This window comes from Bradyrhizobium sp. PSBB068, assembly GCA_016839165.1.
In the GTDB taxonomy this organism is placed as follows: domain Bacteria; phylum Pseudomonadota; class Alphaproteobacteria; order Rhizobiales; family Xanthobacteraceae; genus Bradyrhizobium.
Window position 1 is genome coordinate 1,199,065 of the sequence record CP069300.1, and the last position, 21,085, is coordinate 1,220,149.

At 65.5% G+C, this 21,085-nt stretch carries 20 protein-coding genes; 11 read left to right on the forward strand and 9 right to left on the reverse strand.

The window, feature by feature from the left end; translation table 11 throughout:
- Positions 1-195: 195 nt before the first annotated feature.
- From garD to JQ507_05735, 6 genes are all read right to left on the reverse strand, one after another.
- On the reverse strand, positions 196-1,737 hold the full coding sequence (gene garD, locus JQ507_05710; protein ID QRI71010.1) for a galactarate dehydratase: 1,542 nt from the start codon (positions 1,735-1,737) through the stop codon (positions 196-198).
- A 225-nt stretch (positions 1,738-1,962) separates the two neighbouring features.
- The gene (locus JQ507_05715; protein ID QRI71011.1) at positions 1,963-3,411 is read right to left on the reverse strand and encodes an aldehyde dehydrogenase family protein; all 1,449 of its coding nucleotides are present in this window, start codon (positions 3,409-3,411) and stop codon (positions 1,963-1,965) included.
- Between the two features lie 22 nt (positions 3,412-3,433).
- On the reverse strand, positions 3,434-4,789 hold the full coding sequence (gudD, locus tag JQ507_05720; protein QRI71012.1) for a glucarate dehydratase: 1,356 nt from the start codon (positions 4,787-4,789) through the stop codon (positions 3,434-3,436).
- A 31-nt stretch (positions 4,790-4,820) separates the two neighbouring features.
- Positions 4,821-5,762: a 5-dehydro-4-deoxyglucarate dehydratase gene (gene kdgD / locus JQ507_05725; protein QRI71013.1), complete on the reverse strand. Its 942-nt coding sequence runs from the start codon at positions 5,760-5,762 to the stop codon at positions 4,821-4,823.
- 123 nt (positions 5,763-5,885) lie between these two features.
- Positions 5,886-6,791 (reverse strand): LysR family transcriptional regulator, encoded by a 906-nt coding sequence (locus tag JQ507_05730; protein QRI73199.1) that lies wholly within the window; start codon positions 6,789-6,791, stop codon positions 5,886-5,888.
- Positions 6,792-6,924: 133 nt separating this feature from the next.
- Positions 6,925-8,262 (reverse strand): MFS transporter, encoded by a 1,338-nt coding sequence (locus JQ507_05735; protein ID QRI71014.1) that lies wholly within the window; start codon positions 8,260-8,262, stop codon positions 6,925-6,927.
- A gap of 212 nt (positions 8,263-8,474) precedes the next feature.
- Between JQ507_05735 and JQ507_05740 the strand changes: the two genes are divergently transcribed.
- Together JQ507_05740 and JQ507_05745 are read left to right on the forward strand one after the other, a co-directional pair.
- Positions 8,475-9,506, forward strand: coding sequence for an alpha/beta fold hydrolase (locus JQ507_05740; protein ID QRI71015.1), 1,032 nt, complete (start codon positions 8,475-8,477; stop codon positions 9,504-9,506).
- A gap of 14 nt (positions 9,507-9,520) precedes the next feature.
- A complete protein-coding gene (locus JQ507_05745) occupies positions 9,521-10,471 on the forward strand; it encodes a fatty acid desaturase (protein QRI71016.1) in 951 nt (316 codons plus the stop codon).
- Here JQ507_05745 and JQ507_05750 read toward each other — a convergent pair.
- Complete coding sequence (locus JQ507_05750; GenBank protein QRI71017.1) at positions 10,468-11,079, reverse strand: TetR/AcrR family transcriptional regulator; 612 nt, start codon at positions 11,077-11,079, stop codon at positions 10,468-10,470. The two genes, JQ507_05745 and JQ507_05750, sit on opposite strands and share 4 nt — an antisense overlap.
- 223 nt (positions 11,080-11,302) lie before the next feature.
- Here JQ507_05750 and JQ507_05755 point away from each other — a divergent pair, with 223 nt between their 5' ends.
- From JQ507_05755 to JQ507_05785, 7 genes are all read left to right on the forward strand, one after another.
- Positions 11,303-12,232, forward strand: a complete 930-nt coding sequence (locus JQ507_05755) for a Gfo/Idh/MocA family oxidoreductase (protein ID QRI71018.1) — start codon at positions 11,303-11,305, stop codon at positions 12,230-12,232.
- Between the two features lie 2 nt (positions 12,233-12,234).
- Positions 12,235-13,305: a galactose mutarotase gene (locus tag JQ507_05760; protein QRI71019.1), complete on the forward strand. Its 1,071-nt coding sequence runs from the start codon at positions 12,235-12,237 to the stop codon at positions 13,303-13,305.
- 8 nt (positions 13,306-13,313) lie between these two features.
- Positions 13,314-14,219: an SMP-30/gluconolactonase/LRE family protein gene (locus JQ507_05765; protein QRI71020.1), complete on the forward strand. Its 906-nt coding sequence runs from the start codon at positions 13,314-13,316 to the stop codon at positions 14,217-14,219.
- Between the two features lie 57 nt (positions 14,220-14,276).
- Positions 14,277-15,023, forward strand: a complete 747-nt coding sequence (locus JQ507_05770) for a TetR family transcriptional regulator (protein ID QRI71021.1) — start codon at positions 14,277-14,279, stop codon at positions 15,021-15,023.
- A gap of 19 nt (positions 15,024-15,042) precedes the next feature.
- Positions 15,043-15,912 carry an ABC transporter substrate-binding protein gene (locus tag JQ507_05775; protein ID QRI71022.1) on the forward strand — a complete coding sequence of 290 codons (870 nt, stop codon included), beginning with the start codon at positions 15,043-15,045 and terminating at the stop codon, positions 15,910-15,912.
- Complete coding sequence (locus tag JQ507_05780) at positions 15,912-16,835, forward strand: NAD(P)-dependent oxidoreductase (GenBank protein ID QRI71023.1); 924 nt, start codon at positions 15,912-15,914, stop codon at positions 16,833-16,835. Before JQ507_05775 ends, JQ507_05780 begins: the two co-directional genes overlap by 1 nt.
- Positions 16,836-16,921: 86 nt before the next feature.
- Complete coding sequence (locus JQ507_05785; GenBank protein ID QRI71024.1) at positions 16,922-17,704, forward strand: SDR family oxidoreductase; 783 nt, start codon at positions 16,922-16,924, stop codon at positions 17,702-17,704.
- Positions 17,705-18,126: 422 nt separating this feature from the next.
- Here the strand turns inward: JQ507_05785 and JQ507_05790 are convergent, their stop codons facing one another.
- Both JQ507_05790 and JQ507_05795 read right to left on the reverse strand, forming a co-directional pair.
- Positions 18,127-18,939: an enoyl-CoA hydratase/isomerase family protein gene (locus tag JQ507_05790; protein QRI71025.1), complete on the reverse strand. Its 813-nt coding sequence runs from the start codon at positions 18,937-18,939 to the stop codon at positions 18,127-18,129.
- Between the two features lie 153 nt (positions 18,940-19,092).
- Positions 19,093-19,797, reverse strand: coding sequence for a hypothetical protein (locus JQ507_05795; GenBank protein QRI71026.1), 705 nt, complete (start codon positions 19,795-19,797; stop codon positions 19,093-19,095).
- A 179-nt stretch (positions 19,798-19,976) separates the two neighbouring features.
- Here JQ507_05795 and JQ507_05800 point away from each other — a divergent pair, with 179 nt between their 5' ends.
- Both JQ507_05800 and JQ507_05805 read left to right on the forward strand, forming a co-directional pair.
- On the forward strand, positions 19,977-20,597 hold the full coding sequence (locus tag JQ507_05800; GenBank protein ID QRI73200.1) for a class I SAM-dependent methyltransferase: 621 nt from the start codon (positions 19,977-19,979) through the stop codon (positions 20,595-20,597).
- Positions 20,598-20,620: 23 nt separating this feature from the next.
- Positions 20,621-21,031: an aromatic ring-cleaving dioxygenase gene (locus tag JQ507_05805; GenBank protein ID QRI71027.1), complete on the forward strand. Its 411-nt coding sequence runs from the start codon at positions 20,621-20,623 to the stop codon at positions 21,029-21,031.
- Positions 21,032-21,085: the final 54 nt, after the last annotated feature.

Consider the following 21,085-nt stretch of genomic DNA (forward strand, 5'->3'; position numbering starts at 1 on the left):
GGACGTGGGACATCAAATCGGGCTATTCAACGTGTGGAACATGAGCATTTCGCCATACAGGTGAATGCCTGTTCAGCGAGTTCCGTGTACGGGGCAGCGCCTCGCGCGAACCCGGAATCCATTCATCCACCAGTTTTGCGGCCCGATGGATTCCGGGCTCGGCGCTGACGCATCGCCCCGGAATGACGAAGTGGGTTAGGTCACCGGCGCCGGGTTGAACAACGTCAGATCGTTGTGGATGCCCCAGCGGTCCGACCATGGCTTGGTGCGTCCGCTCGCGACGTCGAGGATCAGGCGGAACAGGTCCCAGCCGGTTTCCTCGATGGTCTTCTCGCCGGTCGCGATGCAGCCGGCGTCGAAATCGATCAGGTCCTTCCAGCGCCGCGCCAGCTCGCTGCGGGTCGCGACCTTGATGACCGGGGCGGCGGCAAGGCCATAGGGCGTGCCGCGGCCGGTGGTGAACACCTGCAAGGTCATGCCGGAGGCGAGCTGCAGGGTGCCGCAGATGAAGTCGCTGGCGGGCGTCGCTGCGAACAACATGCCCTTCTGCCGCGCCTTCTCGCCGGGCGACAACACACCCGCAATCGGGCCGGAGCCCGACTTGACGATCGAGCCCAGCGATTTCTCGACGATGTTGGCAAGTCCGCCCTTCTTGTTGCCCGGCGTGGTGTTGGCGCTGCGATCGGCGCCGCCGCGGGCAAGATAGGCGTCGTACCAGGCCATCTCGCGGATCAGCGCATGGCCGACATCCTCGTTGACGGCGCGGCGGGTCAGCAGCTGGATCGCGTCGCGCACCTCGGTGACTTCCGAGAACATCACGGTCGCGCCTGATCGCACCAGCAGGTCGGCGGCGAAGCCGACCGCGGGGTTCGCAGTGACGCCGGAGAACGCATCGCTGCCGCCGCATTGCAGGCCGATCACGAGATCGGCGGCGGGACAGGTCTCGCGCTTGCGGGCATTCAGCACCTTAAGCCGAGCCTCGGCCTGGGTCATGATGGCATCGACGATCGCGCCGAAGCCGTCGAAGGCTTCGTCCTGCATCCGCACGATGGCATCACTGACGCCCTCCGGCACCAGCCGTTCCGGCGCAAGTTTCTCGCAGCCGAGGCCGACGACGAGGATCTCGCCGCCGAAATTCGGATTGAGCGCGAGGTTTTGCAGGGTTCGGATCGGCACCACGGCATCGGGCGCCGTGATCGCGACGCCGCAGCCATAGGCATGGGTCAGCGGCACGACGTCGTCGACGTTTGGGTATTTCGGCAGCAGCTCGGCGCGGATGCGCTTCACCGCATATTCCATCGTGCCCTTGACGCATTGCACTGACGAGGAGATGCCGAGGATGTTCTTCGTTCCCACCGAGCCGTCGGGATTGCGAAAGCCCTCGAACGTAAAGCCTTCGAGCGGCGGCAGCGCCGGCGGCACCGCGGTTGATATCTCGAGCTGATCGAGCGGCGGCGCGTCGGGCATCCGAATGCGCGCCTCGTCGACCCATTCGCCGGCCAGGATCGGCGACAGCGCATGGCCGATCACTTCGCCATACCGGATGATCGGCGCGCCCTCGGCGATGTCTGTGAGCGCCGTCTTATGCCCCTGCGGCACGAAGGCGCGCAAGGTCAGGCCGCAGGCGAAGCGGGAGCCTTTGGGTAGGCCGAAATCATTCACGACGATCGCGACATTGTCGCGGGCGTTGAGCTTGATGAAGCGGGGCTGCTCCTGCGCGCCGATCGACTGGTCCATGATGCACGTTCCTCAAAAGCAATGTGTTGGCTGATGTTCTAGGCGGCGCCGCGCATTCCCACCTCTCCCCAGCTGGGAGAGGTCGCGCCGAAGGCGCGGGTGAGGGGCGCAGGTCCCACGAGAGAGCGCAACCCCTCACCCGGAACGCATCTGGCGATGCGTTCCGACCTCTCCCACAAGGGGAGAGGTGGCACTTTCGTTGCGGCGACGGATGCAACTTCATCTTCAACCCGGGAACGTGTAAGCCGTCTTCACCGTGGTGTAGAACTCACGGGCGTAGGAGCCCTGTTCGCGCGCGCCGTAGCTCGAGCCTTTGCGGCCGCCGAACGGCACGTGATAGTCGACGCCGGCGGTCGGCAGATTGACCATCACCATGCCGGCCTCGCTGTTGCGCTTGTAATGCGAGGCGTATTTCAGGCTCGTGGTGCAGATACCGGAGGCGAGGCCGAACTCGGTGTCGTTGGAGATCGCCAGCGCTTCCTCATAGTCCTTGGCGCGGATCACGCAGGCGACCGGGCCGAATATCTCCTCACGGGCGATGCGCATCTGGTTGGTTGCGCCCGTGAACAGCGCCGGCTGCAGATAGAAGCCGGGCGTCTCGCGGTTCAGGAGTTCGCCGCCCCAATGCAGCCGGGCGCCTTCGTCCTGACCGATCTTGATGTAGCGGAGGTCCTGATCGAGCTGGCTCTGGTCGACCACCGGGCCGACATGCACGCCGCTCTTCAGCGCGTCGTCGACCGAGAGACCCTTCATGCGCTCGGTCATCGCCTCGACGAAGCGGTCATGAATGCCTGCGGTGACGATCAGGCGCGAGGAGGCCGTGCAGCGCTGGCCGGTCGAGAAATAGGCGCCGTTGACGGCGACCTCGACCGCGACCTTGACGTCGGCATCGTCGAGCACGACCAGCGGGTTCTTGCCGCCCATCTCGAGCTGGAATTTCTTCATCGGATTGGACAGCACGCAGGCCTGCGCGATCTTGCGGCCGGTCTGCACCGAGCCGGTGAAGGAGATCGCGGCGACGTCGGGATGATCCAGGAGCGTCTGGCCGACCACCGAGCCCGAGCCGACCACGAGGTTGAAGACCCCGGCCGGAATGCCGGAACGCGCGATGATCTCGGACAGCGCATGCGCTGAGCCCGGGACGAGTTCGGCCGGCTTGAACACCACCGCGTTGCCGTAGCACAGCGCGGGGGCGATCTTCCAGGCCGGGATCGCGATCGGGAAATTCCACGGTGTGATCATGCCGGCGACGCCGACCGGCTCGCGGGTGATCTCGACATCGAGACCCGGACGCACCGATGCGCCCTTCTCGCCCATCAGCCGCAGCGCCTCACCGGCGAAGAATGCGAAGATCTGCCCGGCACGCGCCACCTCGCCGATGCCTTCGGGTAGCGTCTTGCCTTCCTCGCGCGCCAGCAGGCGGCCGAGCTCTTCCTTGCGGGCGAGGATTTCGACGGAGATTTTGGTCAGCGCGTCGAAGCGCTCCTGCGGCGTCGAGCGCGCCCAGGCCGGGAAGGCGGCCTTCGCCGCGGCGATCGCCTTTTCGGTCTGTGCCTTGTCGGCCTTGGCGTATTCGCCGACCACGTCCTTGGTGTTGGAGGGATTGATGTCCCGCGTGATGCTGGTTCCGTCGACCCATTCGCCGGCGATGAAGTTCTTCTGGTGAGCGGTCATGTTTCTCTCCAACCTTTTGTTGTTAGCGCACGAGGCAAGGACGCTTGTCGTCGAAGGTCCAGCCCGGGATCAGGAATTGCATGGCCAGCGCGTCGTCACGGGCACCGAGACCATACTGCCTGTATAGCGCGTTGGCCGCCTCGATGGCACCGCGATCGAGCTCGATGCCGAGGCCCGGCCGATCCGGGATCGCGATCTTGCCGTCCCTGATCTGCAGCGGTTCCTTGGTCAACGCCTGGCCGTCCTGCCAGATCCAGTGGGTGTCGATCGCCGTCACCTTGCCGGGCGCGGCGGCGCCGACATGGGTGAACATCGCCAGCGAAATGTCGAAATGGTTGTTGGAGTGCGAACCCCAGGTCAGGCCGTTGTCGCGGCAGGTCTGCGCCACCCGCACCGAACCCTGCATGGTCCAGAAATGCGGATCGGCGAGCGGAATATCGACCGCCCCTAACCGCAGTGCATGCGAGAGCTGGCGCCAGTCGGTCGCGATCATGTTGGTGGCGGTCGGCAGCCCGGTGGCGCGGCGGAACTCGGCCATGATCTCGCGGCCGGAGAAGCCGGCCTCGGCGCCGCAGGGGTCCTCGGCATAGGCGAGCACGCCATGCATGTTGCTGCACAGCCGGATCGCTTCATCCAGCGACCAGGCGCCGTTCGGGTCGAGCGTGACGCGCGCCTTGGGAAAGCGTTTTGCAATCGCGGTGACGGCTTCGATCTCCTGCTCGCCCGCGAGCACGCCGCCCTTGAGCTTGAAATCGGCGAAGCCGTAATGCGCCTGCGTCGCCTCGGCGAGGCGCACGATCGCCTCCGGCGTCATCGCTACCTGATGGCGCAGGTTGAACCAGTCCGCCTTGCCGGTCTCGCCGTCGACGTAGGGCAGGCTGGTCTTCCGCCGGTCGCCGACGAAGAAGAGATAACCGAGCGTCTCGACGCTGGCACGCTGCTGGCCTTCGCCGAGCAATGCGGCGACCGGGAGATTGAGATGCTGGCCGAGCAGATCGAGCAGCGCGCACTCCACCGCGGTCACCGCATGGATGGTGACGCGGAGGTCAAAGGTCTGCTTGCCGCGGCCGCCGGCGTCGCGGTCGGCGAAGGTCTGGCGCATCGAGGCCAGGATGTTGTTGCAGGCGCCGATGGTCTGGCCGACGACCAGGTCGCGGGCATCTTCCAGCGTCTTGCGGATCTTCTCACCGCCCGGCACCTCGCCGACACCGGTGTGGCCGGAATTGTCGGTGAGGATGACGAGGTTGCGGGTGAAGAACGGCGCGTGCGCGCCGCTCAGATTGAGGAGCATGCCGTCGCGGCCGGCGACCGGGATCACTTCCATCGCCGTGACGACGGGGGCGCCGGCAAAGCCGCTGCGGATCGAGTCTTGAATCATCTGCTCCTCCCTTCGTTGTTCGTCGTTCGGCTTATTCCGCGGCCTGCCGGCTCGTCGCCTGCGGCAGCTTCGCCACCAGTGCCGCGAGCTCGGCAATCTCCTGTTCGGTGAGATCGGTCAGCGGCGGCCGCACCGGACCGGAATTGCGGCCGATCACCTTCATGCCGGCCTTGATGATCGACACCGCATAGCCCTTCTTGCGGTTGCGTATCGCGATCAGCGGCAGGATGAAATCCTTCAGGCCTGCATGGATGGTCTGATGATCGCGCCGGCGCACCGCGGCGTAGAATTGGGTGGCGAATTCCGGCACGAAGTTGAACACCGCCGACGAGTACGTCGTCACGCCCATGTCGAGATAGGGCAGTGCGAAGGTCTCCGCGGTCGGCAGGCCGCCGATATAGGTCAGGCGGTCGCCGAGCTTGGTGTAGACACGGGTCATCAGCTCGATGTCGCCGATGCCGTCCTTGTAGCCGACGAGATTCGGGCAGCGCTCGCAGAGGCGCGCCAGCGTATCGGGCTGCAGGACCGCATTGTCACGGTTGTAGACGATGACGCCGATCTTCACCGACGAGCAAATAGCCTCGACATGGGCGGCAAGGCCATCCTGCTCGGCATGCGTGAGATAGGGCGGTAGCAGCAAGAGGCCATCGGCGCCTGCCTTCTCGGCTCCGATGGCGATCTCGCGCGCGATCGCGGTGCCGTAGCCGGTGCCGGCCAGCACGGGAACGCGGCCCTTGGTCTCCTCGACCGCGATCTTCACGACGTGCGGAACTTCGGCCGGGGTCAGCGAGAAGAACTCGCCGGTGCCGCCGGCGGCGAACAGGCCGGCGACGTCATAGCCGCACAGCCAGTCCATGTTGGCGCGATAGGTCGCCTCGTCGAACGAGTAATCCGCGTTGAACGGGGTCACGGGAAAAGACAGGAGTCCGCCGCCGATCTTCGCGGCCATCTCCCGAGGGGTCATCTTGCTCATGGCGCCACTCCTTGATGATGTTGGGAAGGATGCGCGAGCAGCGCGCGTCCATGGCGATGTTTCTAGGAAATGCTTCGATGCGCGTCCAAGCCAAACGCGGTATCGAGCGATACCAACTCTGCATCAATCGCCGCGCAGCTGCGGCGCTGCGATTTCGGTTGCGATCTCGATCAATGACGGCAGCAGCTGGTTCTCGTGATCGCGCCGCCACACCATGAACAACTCGACCGGCACCGGCGCGCGCAGCTTCAGCGGCTTCAGCTTGACGTCCGCGATCTTGAGGCTGGCGGCGGCCTCCGGCACGATGGCGACGCCGAGCCCGGCGCGCACCATCGCGAGGATCGAATGGATCTGGCTGAGGTGCTGGACATAGCGCGGCAGCACGTCGGCGCGGGTGAACATCGACACCAGCAGATCGTGAAAGTAGCGCGCCTCGTAGGGCGAGTACATCACGAACGGCTGGTCGTCGAAATCCTTGATGCTGACGGTCTCGACCGCCGCCAGCGGATGCTTCTTCGGGATCGCGGCGAGCAGCGGTTCGGCGACGACGCGGCGGCTTGCGAATTCCGGCCGTGCGATCGGCGGGCGCAGCAGGCCGGCATCGATCTGGCCGGTGGTCAGCGCCTCGAACTGATCGCCGGAGACCATCTCCTTCAGCGAAAAATCGACTTCAGGCAGGCGGGAGCGGGCGGCTGCAATCAGGTCGGGCAGGAAGCCGTAGGCCGCCGCCGCGGTGAAGCCGATCTTGAGCGAGCCGGTTTTGCCGAGTGCGATGCGGCGGGCGACCTGCGATGCGGATTCCGCGAGCTTCAGGATGCGCCGCGCCTCGGGCAGGAAGCTGCGGCCCGCCGGGGTCAGCCGCACCGAACGGCTGGTGCGTTCCAAGAGCGGCGCGTCGATGATGTGCTCGAGCACCTGGATCTGCCGGCTCAGCGGCGGCTGGGTCATGTTGAGCCGTGCCGCGGCGCGGCCGAAGTGCAATTCTTCGGCCACCGTGACGAAACAGCGGAGCTGGCTCAGGTCGAACATCGATGCTAAACCGGAATGGATCGCGCGGGGATTTGTACGTTCTAGCATCGATGCCTCCCACTGGCCAAGAAGACAAAAAGGCAGACAAAGACGGCGACCGAAGCCGCCTTTGATATGCTGTTGCTGCCTGGGCTCAGGCCGCCTTCAGCTGTACCCGTTTGATCTCGCCGACGATGAAGAGATAGGCGATCGCGGCGACCAGCGCGTTGGCGCCGACGAACACCAATGCGCTGTTGAACGAGCCGGTGGCGGCGAAGATGTAGCCGATGATGATCGGCGTGGTGATCGAGGACAGATTGCCGAAGGTGTTGAACAGTCCGCCGGAGACGCCGCCGGCTTCCTTCGGTGAAGTGTCGGAGACCACGGCCCAGCCGAGCGCGCCGATGCCCTTGCCAAAGAAGGCGAGCGCCATGAACCCGATCACCAGCGCCTGGCTGTCGACGTAGTTGCAGCCGTTGATTACCATCGACAGCAGCATGCCGCCGACGATCGGGATCTTGCGCGCCATGGTCAGCGAGCCGGTACGACGCAGGATGTAGTCCGAGATCACGCCGCCGAGCACGCCGCCGATGAAACCGCACAGCGCCGGCAAGGTCGCGACGAAGCCGGCCTGCAGGATCGAGAGCCCGCGCTCCTTCACCAGGTAGACCGGGAACCAGGTCAGGAAGAAATAGGTCAGCGTGTTGATGCAGTACTGGCCGATATAGACGCCGAGCATCATGCGGTTGGCGAGCAACTGGCGGATGTGGTCCCAGCCGGGGCCGCTGTCCTGCGTCTTGCCAGCCTTCGCCGCATCCATGTCGACCAGCGCGCCGCCCTGCTTGATGTAGTCGAACTCGGCCTCGTTGATCCCGGGATGGTCCTTCGGCTCGTAGATCGTCTTGATCCAGGCGATGCCCATGACGATGCCGAGCCCACCCATCACGTAGAACACGTGGCGCCAGCCATGCTCATGGGCGATCCAGCCCATCAGCGGCGCGAAGATCACGGTCGCGAAATACTGTCCGGAATTGAAGAAGGCCGACGCCGTGCCGCGCTCATTGCCTGGGAACCAGGAGGCGACGATGCGGGCATTGGCCGGAAACGACGGCGCCTCGGCGATGCCGACCAGGAAGCGCAACCCGAACAGCAGCACCACGGCCGCGCCGGCGGAGAGGAACCCGACCAGGCCCTGCATCGCGGTGAAGATCGACCAGACGATGATGCTGATCGCATAGACCCATTTGGAGCCGTAGCGATCGAGCAGCCAGCCGCACGGCACCTGGGCGATCACATAGGACCAGCCGAAGGCAGAAAACACGTAACCCATCGCGACGGGGTCGAGATGCAGTTCCTTGGAGAGGGCGGTGCCGGCGATCGAGAGCGTGGCGCGATCGGCATAGTTCACGGTGGTGACGAGAAACAGCATCGTCACGATCAACAGCCGGACACGGGATCGCCGCGCATCCGTGGCGGACACAATTGCGCTCATTAGCGCCTCCTTGGAAATTTCCTCGGGGTCTTTCCTAGAGAGATGACGACAATGGGTCCAAGCCGAAACGGGTATTGATCGATGCCGATTTTGAATGGATCGGCCCGGTGTCATTCCACCCACGTCGCACTTGCGTCGGCTCCTAATTAGTGTACGATACGTACAGTTATTAAGGGCGCGGCATCGCGCCCTGCCGATCGAGGTGACCGCGCATGACCACGCCACGCGACTATCAGGTGTTTGAAGCAGGTTCAGCGACCTTGCAGGGCGGCGCCGTGTTTCCGCGGCTTTCGCTCGCCTACCAGACCTACGGCACGCTGAATGCGGCCAAGGACAACGTCATCCTTTATCCGACGTCGTTCTCGGCACAGAATACCGACATCGAATGGCTGGTGCAGCCGGGCGGCGCGCTCGATCCCGCGCGCTACTTCATCGTCATCGCCAATCTGTTCGGCAATGGCCTGTCATCCTCGCCCTCGAACTCGGCCGAGGTGCTCGGCGGCGCGCCGTTTCCAGCTTTCACTTACTTTGACGCGGTCGCCATCCAGCACCGGCTGCTGGTCGAGCGGTTCGGCGTGAGCAGGCTCGCGCTGGTCTACGGCTGGTCGATGGGCGGCATGCAGGCCTATCATTGGGCCGCGCGCTATCCCGACCTGGTGGAGCGCGCAGCGGTGGTCTGCGGCAGCGCAAGGTGCTCGCCTTACAACTATGTGTTTCTCGAAGGCGTGAAGGCCGCGCTGACCGCCGATCCCGCCTACCGGGATGGCCGCTTTGTTGACAAGCCGACCGCGGGCCTTCGTGCGATGGGACGCGTTTACGCCGGTTGGGCGATGTCGCATGAATTCTATCGCGAGGAGCTCTGGCGCGCGGCCGGCTTCGACTCGCTGGAAGGCTACCTCGCAGGCTCGTGGGACGGTGCCTTCGCGCGGCGCGACGCCAATGACCTGCTGGCGCAGATCGCGATCTGGCAGGCCGGCGACATCAGCCGCTGCGACGAATTCGGCGGTGACTTCGATCGCGCGCTGGCGGCGATCAAGGCGCATGTCCTGCTGCTGCCGGGACGTACCGACCGCTATTTCGACCCGCGCGACAACGAGGATGAGCTCAGCCGCCTGGTCAATGCGCGCTCGGCCGTGTTGCACGCCATCCCCTCGATCCATGGCCACCGCGCCGGCAATCCGATCAACAACGCGGAAGACCGCGCCTTCATCAACGCCGAAATCTCGGCGCTCCTCCAACGCTGACAGGTGAGACGACCATGAGCACGACAGAGACCAGCAATGCCGGACCTCGCCTGAAGCCGCTCGACCCGCTGACCTTGCGCGACCTGTCGACCAAGTCGAACCTTGCCGGCGCGGTGCGCGCGGCCAGCCATTACGGGATGATCCTGATCGTGGGCACGCTGATATGGCTGGCCGCTTCGCGTTATGGACTCGCATGGGCGCTGCCGCTGATCGCCATTCAGGGCTACTTCGTTGCGTTTCTGTTCATGGTGGTGCACGAGACCGCGCACAAGACCGCATTTCGCAGCCCCGTGCTCAACCTAGTCGTCGGCAATCTCTCCGCCTTCATGATCGGTTTGCCCTATCAATATTACTGCCTGTTTCACTGGGATCATCATCGCCATACGCAGGATCCGGAGAAGGATCCTGAGCTGATCGTCGGTCCCAGGCCGATGTCCGACACCCAGCTTGCGATCGCCTATTCGGGGCTGCTGCAGGTGTTGGTCCGGATTTGGCTGATGTTCCGGCATGCACTCACCGGGAAGGTGATCGTGCCGTGGATTCCGCAGCACAAGCGCGCATCGATCGTGCGGGAAGCGAGGCTCTATCTCGCCGGATATCTGCTGCTGCTCGCGGCGTCGCTCGCGCTGCACAGTGCGATCCTGCTCTTTGTGTGGATTGTGCCTCTGCTGGCCGGACAGCTCATCCTGCGCCCCTATCTCTACGCAGAGCATACCGGTTGCGAGCGAACGCGAAGCGCGTTCGAGAACACGCGCACCACGATGACCGGCAGGATCATGAAATGGTTCGCCTGGAACATGCCCTATCATGTCGAGCACCATGCCTATCCGACGGTGCCGTTCCATGCGTTGCCGAAGCTGAACGCCATCGTCGATGGCCACATCGTCTATCGCGGCAGCAGCTACCGCGCCGTGACGCGCGAGACCTGGGCCTGGTTTCGCCGCCAGCGGCAGCGCTCGGCCTAAGCGTCGGCGCGCGGCCGCAGCACGAGGTTGACGAGATTGCGGGCATAGGCCGGCGTCAACGGCTTGATGCCGAAGATGTAGCGATAGAACAGGCTGCCGTAGATCGCGTCGTAGATGTCGCCGGGTACCCCCGCCGCGCCGATGCTGCCGTCCTTCTGGCCGGCGGTGATGATCTCCAGCATCCTGGTGCGCCGAAGGCCGAGATAACGCTGGTAGAACAACTCCGCCGTGCCGGTCCTGGAGATGCATTCCGAGATCACTGCGAGCTGCACCCGCCCGAACTCGCCCTGCAACGCCTCGACATAGGTCGCGACATGGCGGCGGATGCGGGCCACCGGATTGCCGGCCTCGGGCAGCGGCACGGCCCGCGAGGCCTGGTCGAGGAAGGCATCGATCAGCAAGGCCTCGCGCGACGGCCACCATTTGTAGATCGTCATCTTCGATACGTTGGAGTGCCTGGCTATCGCGTCGATCGTGGTGGCAGCAAGATCGGTGGTCGCCATCAGCGTATAGGCACTTTGCAGGATCGCGGCCGTGGTCGCAGCCGAGCGCGGCCGGCCGCGCCGCCCGGTTGCCGCATCCTCAGTCTCCGCCTTGCTGCCTGCCATGGCCGGATTCACGTCCTGCGTTTGAATCATCGTTTCATGTATCGGCATAGCATGGAATCGAGCCCTGGATGAGACCAGCGCCGAAACCGGACCGTCACAGCGGGACGTGGCGGGCTTGCGCGCCTGCAACCAAAGTCAGATCATGCCGTTGATAATCGGCATTGGCTTGTGATTCTCGCCGCTCGGCATCGGCCGGCCGGTGGGCAGTAGCGCGAGGACGGCCATGACTGACCTGCTTCGCATCGCCATCGTGGGTTTCGGCGAGATCGCCGGCCGGCAGCACCTGCCTGCGATCGCGAAGACATCAGGCGCTGCGGTCGTTGCGGTGGTCGATCCGGTCAAGACTCCGCCGGGCCTGCCGCATTTCCGCGATCTGCAGGAATTGTTGCGCGATGGGCCGGAGATCGACGCGGTCGCACTGTGCACACCGCCGCAGGCGCGTCATTTGCAAGCTGCCACGGCTCTCGCCGCGGGCAAGCATGTGCTGCTGGAGAAGCCGCCGGGGTCTACGGTCGGCGAACTCACGCCATTGATCGCGGCCGCACAGGAGGCGAACAGGACATTGTTCGCGACATGGCATTCGCGTTACGCACCCGCGATTGGCCCGGCGCGTAAGCTGCTCGCCGGCCGCACGATCAGCAAGGTCACCATCATCTGGAAGGAAGACGTCCGTGTCTGGCATCCCGGCCAGGCCTGGATCTTCGAGGCGGGCGGCTTCGGCGTGTTCGATCCCGGCATCAACGCGCTGTCGATCCTGACCGAGATCCTGCCGCGCTCCGTCTTCATCAAGAGTGCGGTGCTGGACTTTCCCGCCAATCGTGAGGCGCCGATTGCGGCAGCGATCGAACTGTCCGATGGGAGCGGCTTGCCGATCCACGCCGAGTTCGATTTTCGCCAGGCCGGGCCGCCGAGCTGGGACATCCTGTGCGAGACCGAGGCCGGGCCCGTGACGTTGTCGAAAGGCGGACGGCAGCTGCGCGACCGCGACGGGCTGGTGGTCGATGCCGCGGACGATGAATATCCCGCGCTGTATCGCCGCTTTGTCGCGCTGACATCGGGTGGAAAAACCGATGTCGACCTCACGCCCTTGCGGCTCGTGGCCGATAGCTTCATGCTGGGGCGACGGCGCCTCGTCGAGGCGTTCGAGGCCTGAACATGACATCAGCCAGCATTGCGCGCGCCCCCTTCGGCACATTGCACGACGGCACCGTGGTCGAACGCGTGACGTTGCGCGGCGATCATGGCTTTGAAGCCGCGATTCTTCCCTTCGGCGCCACGCTGCAAGCGCTACTGGCGCCCGATCGCGGCGGGCATTGCGACGACGTCGTGCTCGGCCACGACGCGTTCGATGGTTACCTCACGCAGCGCAAATTCTTCGGCGCGACCATCGGGCGCTACGCCAACCGCATCGCCGCCGCGCGCTTTGTGCTCGACGGGGAGGCGGTGACACTCGACGCCAACAACGGCCCCAACGCGCTGCATGGCGGGCCGCAGGGCTTTGATCGCAGGCTGTGGCGGATCGTCGAACTGTCGGATCAGCCGGGGCCAACGCTGGTGCTGGAACGCGAAAGCCCCCATGGCGAAGAGGGTTATCCGGGTACTCTCCAGACACGGGTGACCTATCGCGTGCACGCTCCGATGGAACTCTCGGTCACCTATGAGGCGACGACCGACCGGCCGACCTGCCTCAATCTCACCAATCACAGCTTCTTCAATCTCGATGGCGCGCGCTCCGGCACGCAGATCCTGGATCACCGGCTGACGATCGCGTCCGACCATTTCCTCGCGGTGGACGCCACCGCGATCCCGTTGCCGGGCCCGTCGCGGCCGGTCGACGGCACGCCGTTCGACTTCCGCAAACCGACGGCGATCGGCGCGCGGATCAGGATGAATGACGAGCAGCTGCGGCTCGGGCGCGGCTACGACCACAATTTCTGCCTGGCCGCGGGGACGGGCCTTCGCTTTGCCGCGCGCCTCGAGGCGCCGCACAGCGGCCGCGTGATGGAGCTGTTCACCGATCAGCCGGGATTGCAGTTCTATTCCGGCAATTTCCTCGACGGCTCGACCGCGGGTAAGGGCGATCGGCTGTATCGCCAATCCGACGCGCTTTGTCTCGAGCCGCATGCCTGGCCGGATACACCGAACCGGCCCGATTTTCCGTCGGCGCGGCTCGATCCCGGGCAGATCTATCGGCGCAGTATCGTCTACCGCTTTTCAACCGTGTGAGTGACGCCATGACCGATCGTGCCGCCGAGCCGCTTCTCGAAGAGGTGCCGACATCCGTGCTGTCGGCCGAGCGTTGTCATCTCGGTGAGGGCCCGACCTATGATGCCGCGACCGACACCGCCTGGTGGTTCGACATCCGCGAGCGTCGCCTGTTCGAGCATCGTCTTGCAGATGGCCGCACGATCATTCACGCGCTGCCGAAGATGGCGAGCGCGTTGGCGCGGATCGATGGCGAGCGGCAGCTGATCCTGACCGAAGATGGGCTTTATGTGCGGCAGGTCGCCGGCGGCCATCTGGAGCTGTTCGCCGCGCTGGAGGCCGACAATCCGGTGACGCGCTCCAACGATGCGCGGGTGCACCCGTCGGGCACGTTCTGGCTCGGCACCATGGGGCGCCAGGCCGAGCAGGGCGCGGGCGCGATCTACGCGCTGCAGGGCGGCCGTATCACGCGGCTTTATCCCGGGATCACGATCCCGAACGCGATCTGCTTTTCGCCCGCAGGCGATGTCGGCTATTTCGCTGACACCGCGACCAACGTGCTGCATCGTGTGCCGCTCGATCCGGCAACGGGATTGCCGACCGGCGAGCCGATTGATCTGATCAGACGTCAAGGCAGCGGCGGGCTCGACGGTGCGGTCGTCGACGCCGACGGGATGATCTGGAACGCGCGCTGGGGCGGCGGCTGCGTCGATGTCTACGATCCTTCAGGCCGGCACCTGCGCTCGCTGAAGGTGCCGGCGCGCCAATCGAGTTGTCCGGCCTTTGTCGGCCGCGATTTCTCGCGCGTACTGGTCACCTCGGCCTGGCAGGACATGGATGCGGCGCAGCGCGCCGCTGATCCCGGACACGGTCAAACCTTCCTGCTCGATGCCGCGGCACGCGGCCGTGCCGAGCCCGACGTCAAGCTGTCCTGATTGCGGCCTATGGCCGCCTTGTTGACGTGACCTGAATATTTGGACGATAGTACAAATATGGTCCGCAAACCTGCCAAATCCAACGTGAAGGCCGCCGCGAAGGACACGAGCACCCGCAAGCCGAACATGCGCGAGGCGATCCTTGCCGCGGCGGAGGAGTTGTTTTCGACGTATGGCTTCAACGCCGTCTCGGTGCGCGACATCGCGCAGGCCGCCGGCGCCAATCCCGGCAGCGTGACCTATCATTTCAAGACCAAGGACGGCCTGCTGCTCGAGATCTATCGGCGCCATTGCGGCCCGATGAACCGGCGGCGCTCCGAGCTTTTGGCGGCGGCCCGGCGGGTGCGCGATGTGCAGGACAGGCTGGAGGCGATCGTGCGCGCCTATGTGCTGCCGGCCTTCACCTCTGGCAGCGACCTTGCCGGCGGCGGGACGCGGTTCACGCGGTTGCGCGCGATCATGTCGGCCGAGGGCAACGAGGTGGTGCGCAAGATCATCGCGCAGACCTTCGACGACACCAGCCATGCCTTCATCGACGCGATCCATGACAGCCTGCCGCATATTCCGCGCACCGACCTGGTCTGGCGCGGCCACTTCCTGCTCGGCGCGCTCTACTACACGCTGGTGACGCCGGAGCGCGTCTCGCGGCTGTCGCGCGGCAGCGCCGAGGGCACCGATGCCGGCCATGCCATCGAGGAGCTGGTGCGCGCGACCGTTGCCGCGCTGCAGGCTCCGCCGCTCGATCCGGCGATATCAGCGCCGCGCAGGGCGCCGGGCTTTACTCCAGGACGAGCACTGACCTGACCCTGCGGAGTTCATCGCCATGGAGAAACTTCGGCTGCGCGCGGTGCTTGGCAATCACCCGCACATCCAGGCGGTGAAGCGCGGTGAGCTGCGCTCCGACCTGTTCGATCTCGACTTCACCGAGTTCACGCCGACCAACGCTGCCTTCAAGCCGATGGTGCGCGAGCAGGCATTCGACGTCTGCGAGATGGCGATCGTGACCTATCTGATGGCAAGGGCGTACGGCAAGCCGCTGGTGCTGCTGCCGGCGGCGATGGTCGGCCGCTTCCAGCATGGCCACGCGCTCTATCGCGCCGATCGCGGCACGCTTGCGCCTGGTGATCTCGAAGGCAAGCGGGTCGGCATCCGTTCGTTCACGACCACGACGGGGGCGTGGATGCGCGGCATCCTTGCCAATGACCATGGCGTGAACCTCGACCGGATCAATTGGGTGACGTTCGAGGATCCGCATATCGCCGAATATGTCGACCGCACCGAACGGGCGCCGAAGGGCAGCGCCATCATCGAGATGCTGAAGCGCGGCGAGCTCGATGCCGTGCTTGGCGAAACCTCGAGTGATCCGGCGCTCAAGCCGTTGTTCGCCGATCCGGCGGCAGAGGCGGCGCGGTGGTACGCGCGGCATGGCGTCGTGCCGGTCAACCATCTGGTGGTGGTGACCGAACAGCTCGCGACGTCACGGCCCGATGTGGTGCGGAGCCTCTACGATCTCCTCAAGCGCGCCAAGGCGAACGCCGGTCCGGCGGGTGTGCCGGACCTGCTGCCGTTCGGCGTCGAAGCAAACCGCAAGCCGCTCGAACTGATGATCGACTATTGCGCACAGCAGGCGTTGATCCCGCGGCGCGTCACGGTCGACGAGCTGTTCGACGCCACAACACGGGACTTGAATTGATGACAATCTCGAGCGATCCGCGGCAATGGCAGGTCGGCATGCTCGGCTATGGCGAGGTCGGACGCATCCTCGCCGAGGATCTGCGCCAGCAGGGTATCAAGGTCGCAGCCTACGACATCAAGCTCGACCGCGGCCAGGGCGCGCCATTGCGCGCGCACGCGGCGGAGACCGGCGTCGTGCTCGCGGAATCGCATGCCGATCTCGCGGCGCGGGCCGATCTCATCATCTCGGCGGTGACGGCGAGCCAGGCGGTCGCCGTGGCCGAAGCCTGCGCGCCGGCAATAGGCAAGGGTGCCTGGTTCCTCGATTTCAACTCGGCCTCGCCCGGGGCCAAGCAACGCGCCGCGGCCCACATCGACGGCGCCGGCGGCCGCTATGTCGAGGGCGCGGTGATGACCTCGCTGCCGCCGTCCCGGATCAAGGTGCCGCTGTTGCTCGGCGGTCGGGGCGCGCGGGAGCTGGCGCCGTCACTGATCGCGCTCGGCTTTGCGGCAAAGGTCGCGAGTGACGAGCTCGGTGTGTCCTCGGCGGTCAAGATGTGCCGCAGCATCATGATCAAGGGCCTCGAGGCCACGGTGATCGAGAGCTTCACCACTGCCCGCGCCTATGGCGTCGAGGATGCGGTGCTTGCCTCGCTCAAGGAGACTTTTCCCGGCATCGACTGGGAGAAGCAGGGCGCCTATTTCTTCCAGCGCGTGATCGAGCACGGCCGGCGGCGCGCCGAAGAGGTGCGCGAGGTGGCGGAGACAGTGCGCGAGGCCGGGCTCACGCCATGGTCAGCTTCCGGCACCGCCGAGCGGCAGGGCTGGGTCGCCGATCTTGCCGACGAGGGCGTGTTCGGGGCCAAGGGAACGGCTGAATTCGCCCGCAGCGCCGATTGGCGCACCGAGGCCGACCGGATTCTCGCGCGCATCAAATCCTGAGGGCAGCTGCGGAGAATCCGCCGCGTTCCCTGTCGGCGCGCAATGCGCTATTGCTCCATGAACAGTTTTGTCTTGGAGACACGCCCATGAAGAATTCCCCCAAGGTCGTCGCCATCACCGGAGCGGCGCGCGGCATCGGCAAGGCCTGCGCCGCGCGCTTCCTGGCCGATGGCGCCAGGGTCGTGATCTCGGATGTCGACGCCGCCGGGCTCGTCCACGCCGCCCAGGAGCTCGGACATGACGATCGGCTGCGGACCGTCGAAGCCGACGTCAGCAAGCGTGCCGATGTCGATCGCATCGTGGCTCACGCGGTGAAGGAGTTCGGTCGGCTCGACGTCATGGTCAACAATGCCGGCGTCGCGCGCAACCGCGACTTCCTCGAGATCAGCGAGGCCGAGTTCGACGACGTGATGGGGATCAACCTCAAGGGCGCGTTCTTCGGCGTCCAGGCCGCGGCGCGCCAGATGATCGCGCAAGGCGGTGGCGGCGTCGTCGTCAACATGTCCTCGGTCAACGCGCTGCTCGCGATCCCCTCGCTTGCGACCTACGCGATGTCCAAGGGCGCCATGAAGCAGCTCACCTCCGTGGCCGCGGTGGCGCTGGCGCCGCACGGCATCCGCGTCGTGGCGGTCGGGCCCGGCACGATCCTGACCGAGATGGTGGCAACGGCGATCTTCTCGTCGGAGGACGCGCGACGCAGCGTGCTGTCGCGTACGCCGGCCGGCCGCTGCGGCGAGCCGAGCGAGGTCGCTTCCGTCGTGGCCTTCCTCGCCAGCGACGATGCCTCCTACATCACGGGACAAACCATCTACCCCGACGGCGGGCGGCTGATCCTCAACTACACGGTGCCGGTCACGGAGAAGAAGTAGGGCGCCGCCAAAATATCGAAAACAACCCCATGCAAAGGAGCCGCCGGTAGCCGGTTGCCGGTCTTCGATCAGGGGGAGTTGACGCGTCGGGCAACTCAGTGGAATAATTCCATTATTCCGAAATCGTGCAAACGGCGTCTCCGAAATGTCGCGAGAACGCCGGCGTATGACTCACAGACCGCGCCGCACTTTCCCGTGTCGTCCCGGCGAAGGCCGGGACCTATAGCCACAAATCCGGATTGTTGCGCGATGCTGGAATGACGAGTCCCTTCAACAACAGCCGCCGCGGAGTATGGGTCCCGGCCTTCGCCGGGACGACGCAGGATAGCTTTCGCCGGGACGACGCCGCAGGGAGCCGCGCACCAGTGTCTCAGGAATACTGGATCACCCGCTTTTCGCGTGCCGGTGATGACACCGCATCGCTACCGGCCCTTGAACTGCGGCTTGCGCTTTTCCATGAAGGCGTTGCGGCCTTCGCGGAAATCGGCGCTGTCCATGCAGTCGATGCCGATCTGCCTGATCGCGGCCATGTCGCGGTCGGCGGGATCCTTCAGCACCTGCGCGATGGTGATCTTGGCGGCCTTGATCGCCAGCGGCGCGTTGCCTGAGATGGTACGCGCGATCTCCATGGTCGCGTCCCAGAGCTCGGCATCCGGCAGCACCCGATCGACGAGGCCGATCCGCAGCGCTTCGGCGCAATCGATCCGCATCCCGGTATACATGATCAGCCGGGCCCATGACGGGCCGACCAGCGACACCAGATGGCGCAGCCCGTCATAGCCGTAGGCGATGCCGAGCTTGGCGGCGGGAATGCCGAACTGGCCGCTGACGCCGGAGATGCGGATATCGGTCAGCATCGCGACCTGCATGCCGCCGCCGAGACAGAAGCCGCGGATGCAGGCGATGGTCGGCTTCGGGTAGTCGGCGAGCAAAGCGCGCTGGGCGGCGCTGCGCCGTGAATATTCCTCGGAGGCTTCCGCGTTATGGCGGGTCTTCTCGAACTGGCTGATGTCGGCGCCCGACACGAAGGCCTTGTCGCCGGCGCCGACCAGGATCACGACACGGACCGCCGGGTTGTCGCGCAGGGCGGTCAGCGCCTCGCCGAGCCCTTCCCACATCTCCAGCGACATCGCATTGCGCTTGTCGGGATTGTTGAAGGTGATGACGCCGACGCCGTCGACCACGCTTTGCAAAATCTTGCCGTCGGCAAGCGATCGATCTGAGGTGTTTGGCATGGCGGGGTCCGGTGTGATTTCGGCTAAGCCTAGCACCCCGGCGGAAGCCGAGGCAGGCCGTTTAGGGCACAGCGCGATTGCATCGGTAGCAGATGTGCCCACGAGCAGACCGACCGATGATTGGTTGCCCGACGGACGAGCCCCACCGGTCCACTAGGCCAGCTGTTCCGGATCGTCGGCCGCGCGCATCCGCGCGATACTGTCCTCCGTCGCTGCGCTACCTGCCGCCGCGATCGCGATCTCGCGCGCCAGATTGGTGCATTCGGCCCACAGCAGGAAGAACACCAGCGGCGGCCGCTCGCGTGCCTCCAGCATCTGCCGGCAGCGGTCAGCAGCGCCGTCGAGCGCCCACCACTGCCGGGCGACGACCATGACCTTGCGGAAGCTGCGCAGCGTGCCGGAGAATTTTTGCGGATCGGCATTCACGATGGCGCCGCAATGGTTCAGCCAGTTCAGCGCCGCATAGATCGCGATGCCGTAGTCCTCGATCGCTGTGCCCGTGAAATCGACGACGGTGCTGTCGTGCGCGCGCTGGCGCAGGAAAGCGTCGATGGTCTCGGCCTGGCTGGCAGGATCGACCAGCAGCGCGGGTTCCTTCCGCGGCACCATCGGGATGTAACGCATCGCCTCGAGGCGGGTGTGCTCCCAGACCGCCCTGGCATCGCCGAGCAGGTCGCCGGGCTTGCGCTTGCAGGCCGGATAGACCAGCACGCCGTTGTCGGCGAGATCGAGATAGCGCGGCACCACCTTGTCGAGCGCGGCGAGAAACGCCGCGGGATCGGTGAGCCCGCGCAGGTCGCTGGCGGCGTCCTCGGCTTGTGCAGGCTTGTTGACGCGTGTCCAGCCGAAATTGGCCATCCCCGGGGCGCCCCGATCCCAACCTGCCGGTCAGGTTAATTGGAAAATGCGGCGATGCAAATGCGGCATTTGCCACTGCGCGCCCGTGCGTGCTGCCGGTTGACGCGGGAAAGCGCCGCGCCTAGCTGATGGTTAACAGCATGCAACGCAGGTTGCCGCCGCTGTCGGGACGCATCGCCATGACCGCTTCGGATCGCCAATCGCATTGGCAGACCGTCTATCTGACCAAGGGCGAGCAGCAGGTGAGCTGGTCGCAAGCCGATCCGCAGCCATCGCTGCGCCTGATCGAATCCGTCGCGCCGGGACGGGATGCGTCGATCACCGACATCGGCGGCGGGGCCTCGCGCCTTGTCGATGCGCTGGTGGCCGGCGGCTTTCATGATCTGACGGTGCTCGATCTCTCCGAAGCGGCGCTGGCGAGCGCGCGAGAGCGGATCGGCGCGAGAGGCGAGGCGGTGCGCTGGGTCGCCGACGATGCGACGGTCTGGCAGCCGCCGCAGGCCTTCGACATCTGGCACGACCGCGCGGCGTTTCATTTCCTGGTCGAGGAGAAGGATCGCGCCGCCTATCTCGACCGGCTGCATCGCGGCGTCAAGGCAGGCGGCCACGCCGTGATCGGCACCTTCGCGCCGGACGGTCCGGAGAAGTGCAGCGGCCTGCCGGTGCGGCGCTATGATTCCGCAACACTCGGCCGGACCATCGGCCCGGCATTCGAGTTGATCGCGCATGAGGCGCACCGGCACGTCACGCCCTGGGGCGCGACGCAGTCGTTCCAGTTCAATGTGCTGCGGCGCAGGTGAGCGGCCGCGGAGGGAGAGGTGAGATGACGGACGCGCCACGGACGATCGGCGAGATCGCGAGCTATCACGCCCATGTCTATTACGATCCCGCAACCAGCCGGGGCGAGGCTGAACGCCTGCGCAACTGGATGGGCGAGCGCTTCCTGGTCACGCTCGGGCGTTGGCACGACGTCAAGGTCGGCCCGCACGATCAGGCGATGTATCAGGTGGCGTTTGCGGCCGAGCTGTTTCCGACCCTGGTGCCGTGGCTGATGCTGAACCACGGCAGCCTGAGCATCCTGGTCCATCCCAATACGACCAATCCGCGCCGCGATCATCGCGACGATCCGCTCTGGATCGGTACGCCGCTCGCCGTCCATGCCGACAAGCTGCCCGAGGAGGCGGACATGGAGCAGGCGCCGGCGCCGAACACGTCGCCGACATTGCGCCCCTGAGCGCCTGAAGCCCGTTGGCCTGATGCGTAAAGTTTGACGCAATTCAATTACAAC

Coding starts and splice junctions, on each gene's coding strand:
- garD (QRI71010.1), bottom strand. CDS start 1,737: ATGGACCAGTCGATCGGCGCGCAGGAGCAGCCCCGCTTCATCAAGCTC.
- JQ507_05715 (QRI71011.1), bottom strand. CDS start 3,411: ATGACCGCTCACCAGAAGAACTTCATCGCCGGCGAATGGGTCGACGGA.
- gudD (QRI71012.1), bottom strand. CDS start 4,789: ATGATTCAAGACTCGATCCGCAGCGGCTTTGCCGGCGCCCCCGTCGTC.
- kdgD (QRI71013.1), bottom strand. CDS start 5,762: ATGAGCAAGATGACCCCTCGGGAGATGGCCGCGAAGATCGGCGGCGGA.
- JQ507_05730 (QRI73199.1), bottom strand. CDS start 6,791: ATGTTCGACCTGAGCCAGCTCCGCTGTTTCGTCACGGTGGCCGAAGAA.
- JQ507_05735 (QRI71014.1), bottom strand. CDS start 8,262: ATGAGCGCAATTGTGTCCGCCACGGATGCGCGGCGATCCCGTGTCCGG.
- JQ507_05740 (QRI71015.1), top strand. CDS start 8,475: ATGACCACGCCACGCGACTATCAGGTGTTTGAAGCAGGTTCAGCGACC.
- JQ507_05745 (QRI71016.1), top strand. CDS start 9,521: ATGAGCACGACAGAGACCAGCAATGCCGGACCTCGCCTGAAGCCGCTC.
- JQ507_05750 (QRI71017.1), bottom strand. CDS start 11,079: ATGGCAGGCAGCAAGGCGGAGACTGAGGATGCGGCAACCGGGCGGCGC.
- JQ507_05755 (QRI71018.1), top strand. CDS start 11,303: ATGACTGACCTGCTTCGCATCGCCATCGTGGGTTTCGGCGAGATCGCC.
- JQ507_05760 (QRI71019.1), top strand. CDS start 12,235: ATGACATCAGCCAGCATTGCGCGCGCCCCCTTCGGCACATTGCACGAC.
- JQ507_05765 (QRI71020.1), top strand. CDS start 13,314: ATGACCGATCGTGCCGCCGAGCCGCTTCTCGAAGAGGTGCCGACATCC.
- JQ507_05770 (QRI71021.1), top strand. CDS start 14,277: ATGGTCCGCAAACCTGCCAAATCCAACGTGAAGGCCGCCGCGAAGGAC.
- JQ507_05775 (QRI71022.1), top strand. CDS start 15,043: ATGGAGAAACTTCGGCTGCGCGCGGTGCTTGGCAATCACCCGCACATC.
- JQ507_05780 (QRI71023.1), top strand. CDS start 15,912: ATGACAATCTCGAGCGATCCGCGGCAATGGCAGGTCGGCATGCTCGGC.
- JQ507_05785 (QRI71024.1), top strand. CDS start 16,922: ATGAAGAATTCCCCCAAGGTCGTCGCCATCACCGGAGCGGCGCGCGGC.
- JQ507_05790 (QRI71025.1), bottom strand. CDS start 18,939: ATGCCAAACACCTCAGATCGATCGCTTGCCGACGGCAAGATTTTGCAA.
- JQ507_05795 (QRI71026.1), bottom strand. CDS start 19,797: ATGGCCAATTTCGGCTGGACACGCGTCAACAAGCCTGCACAAGCCGAG.
- JQ507_05800 (QRI73200.1), top strand. CDS start 19,977: ATGACCGCTTCGGATCGCCAATCGCATTGGCAGACCGTCTATCTGACC.
- JQ507_05805 (QRI71027.1), top strand. CDS start 20,621: ATGACGGACGCGCCACGGACGATCGGCGAGATCGCGAGCTATCACGCC.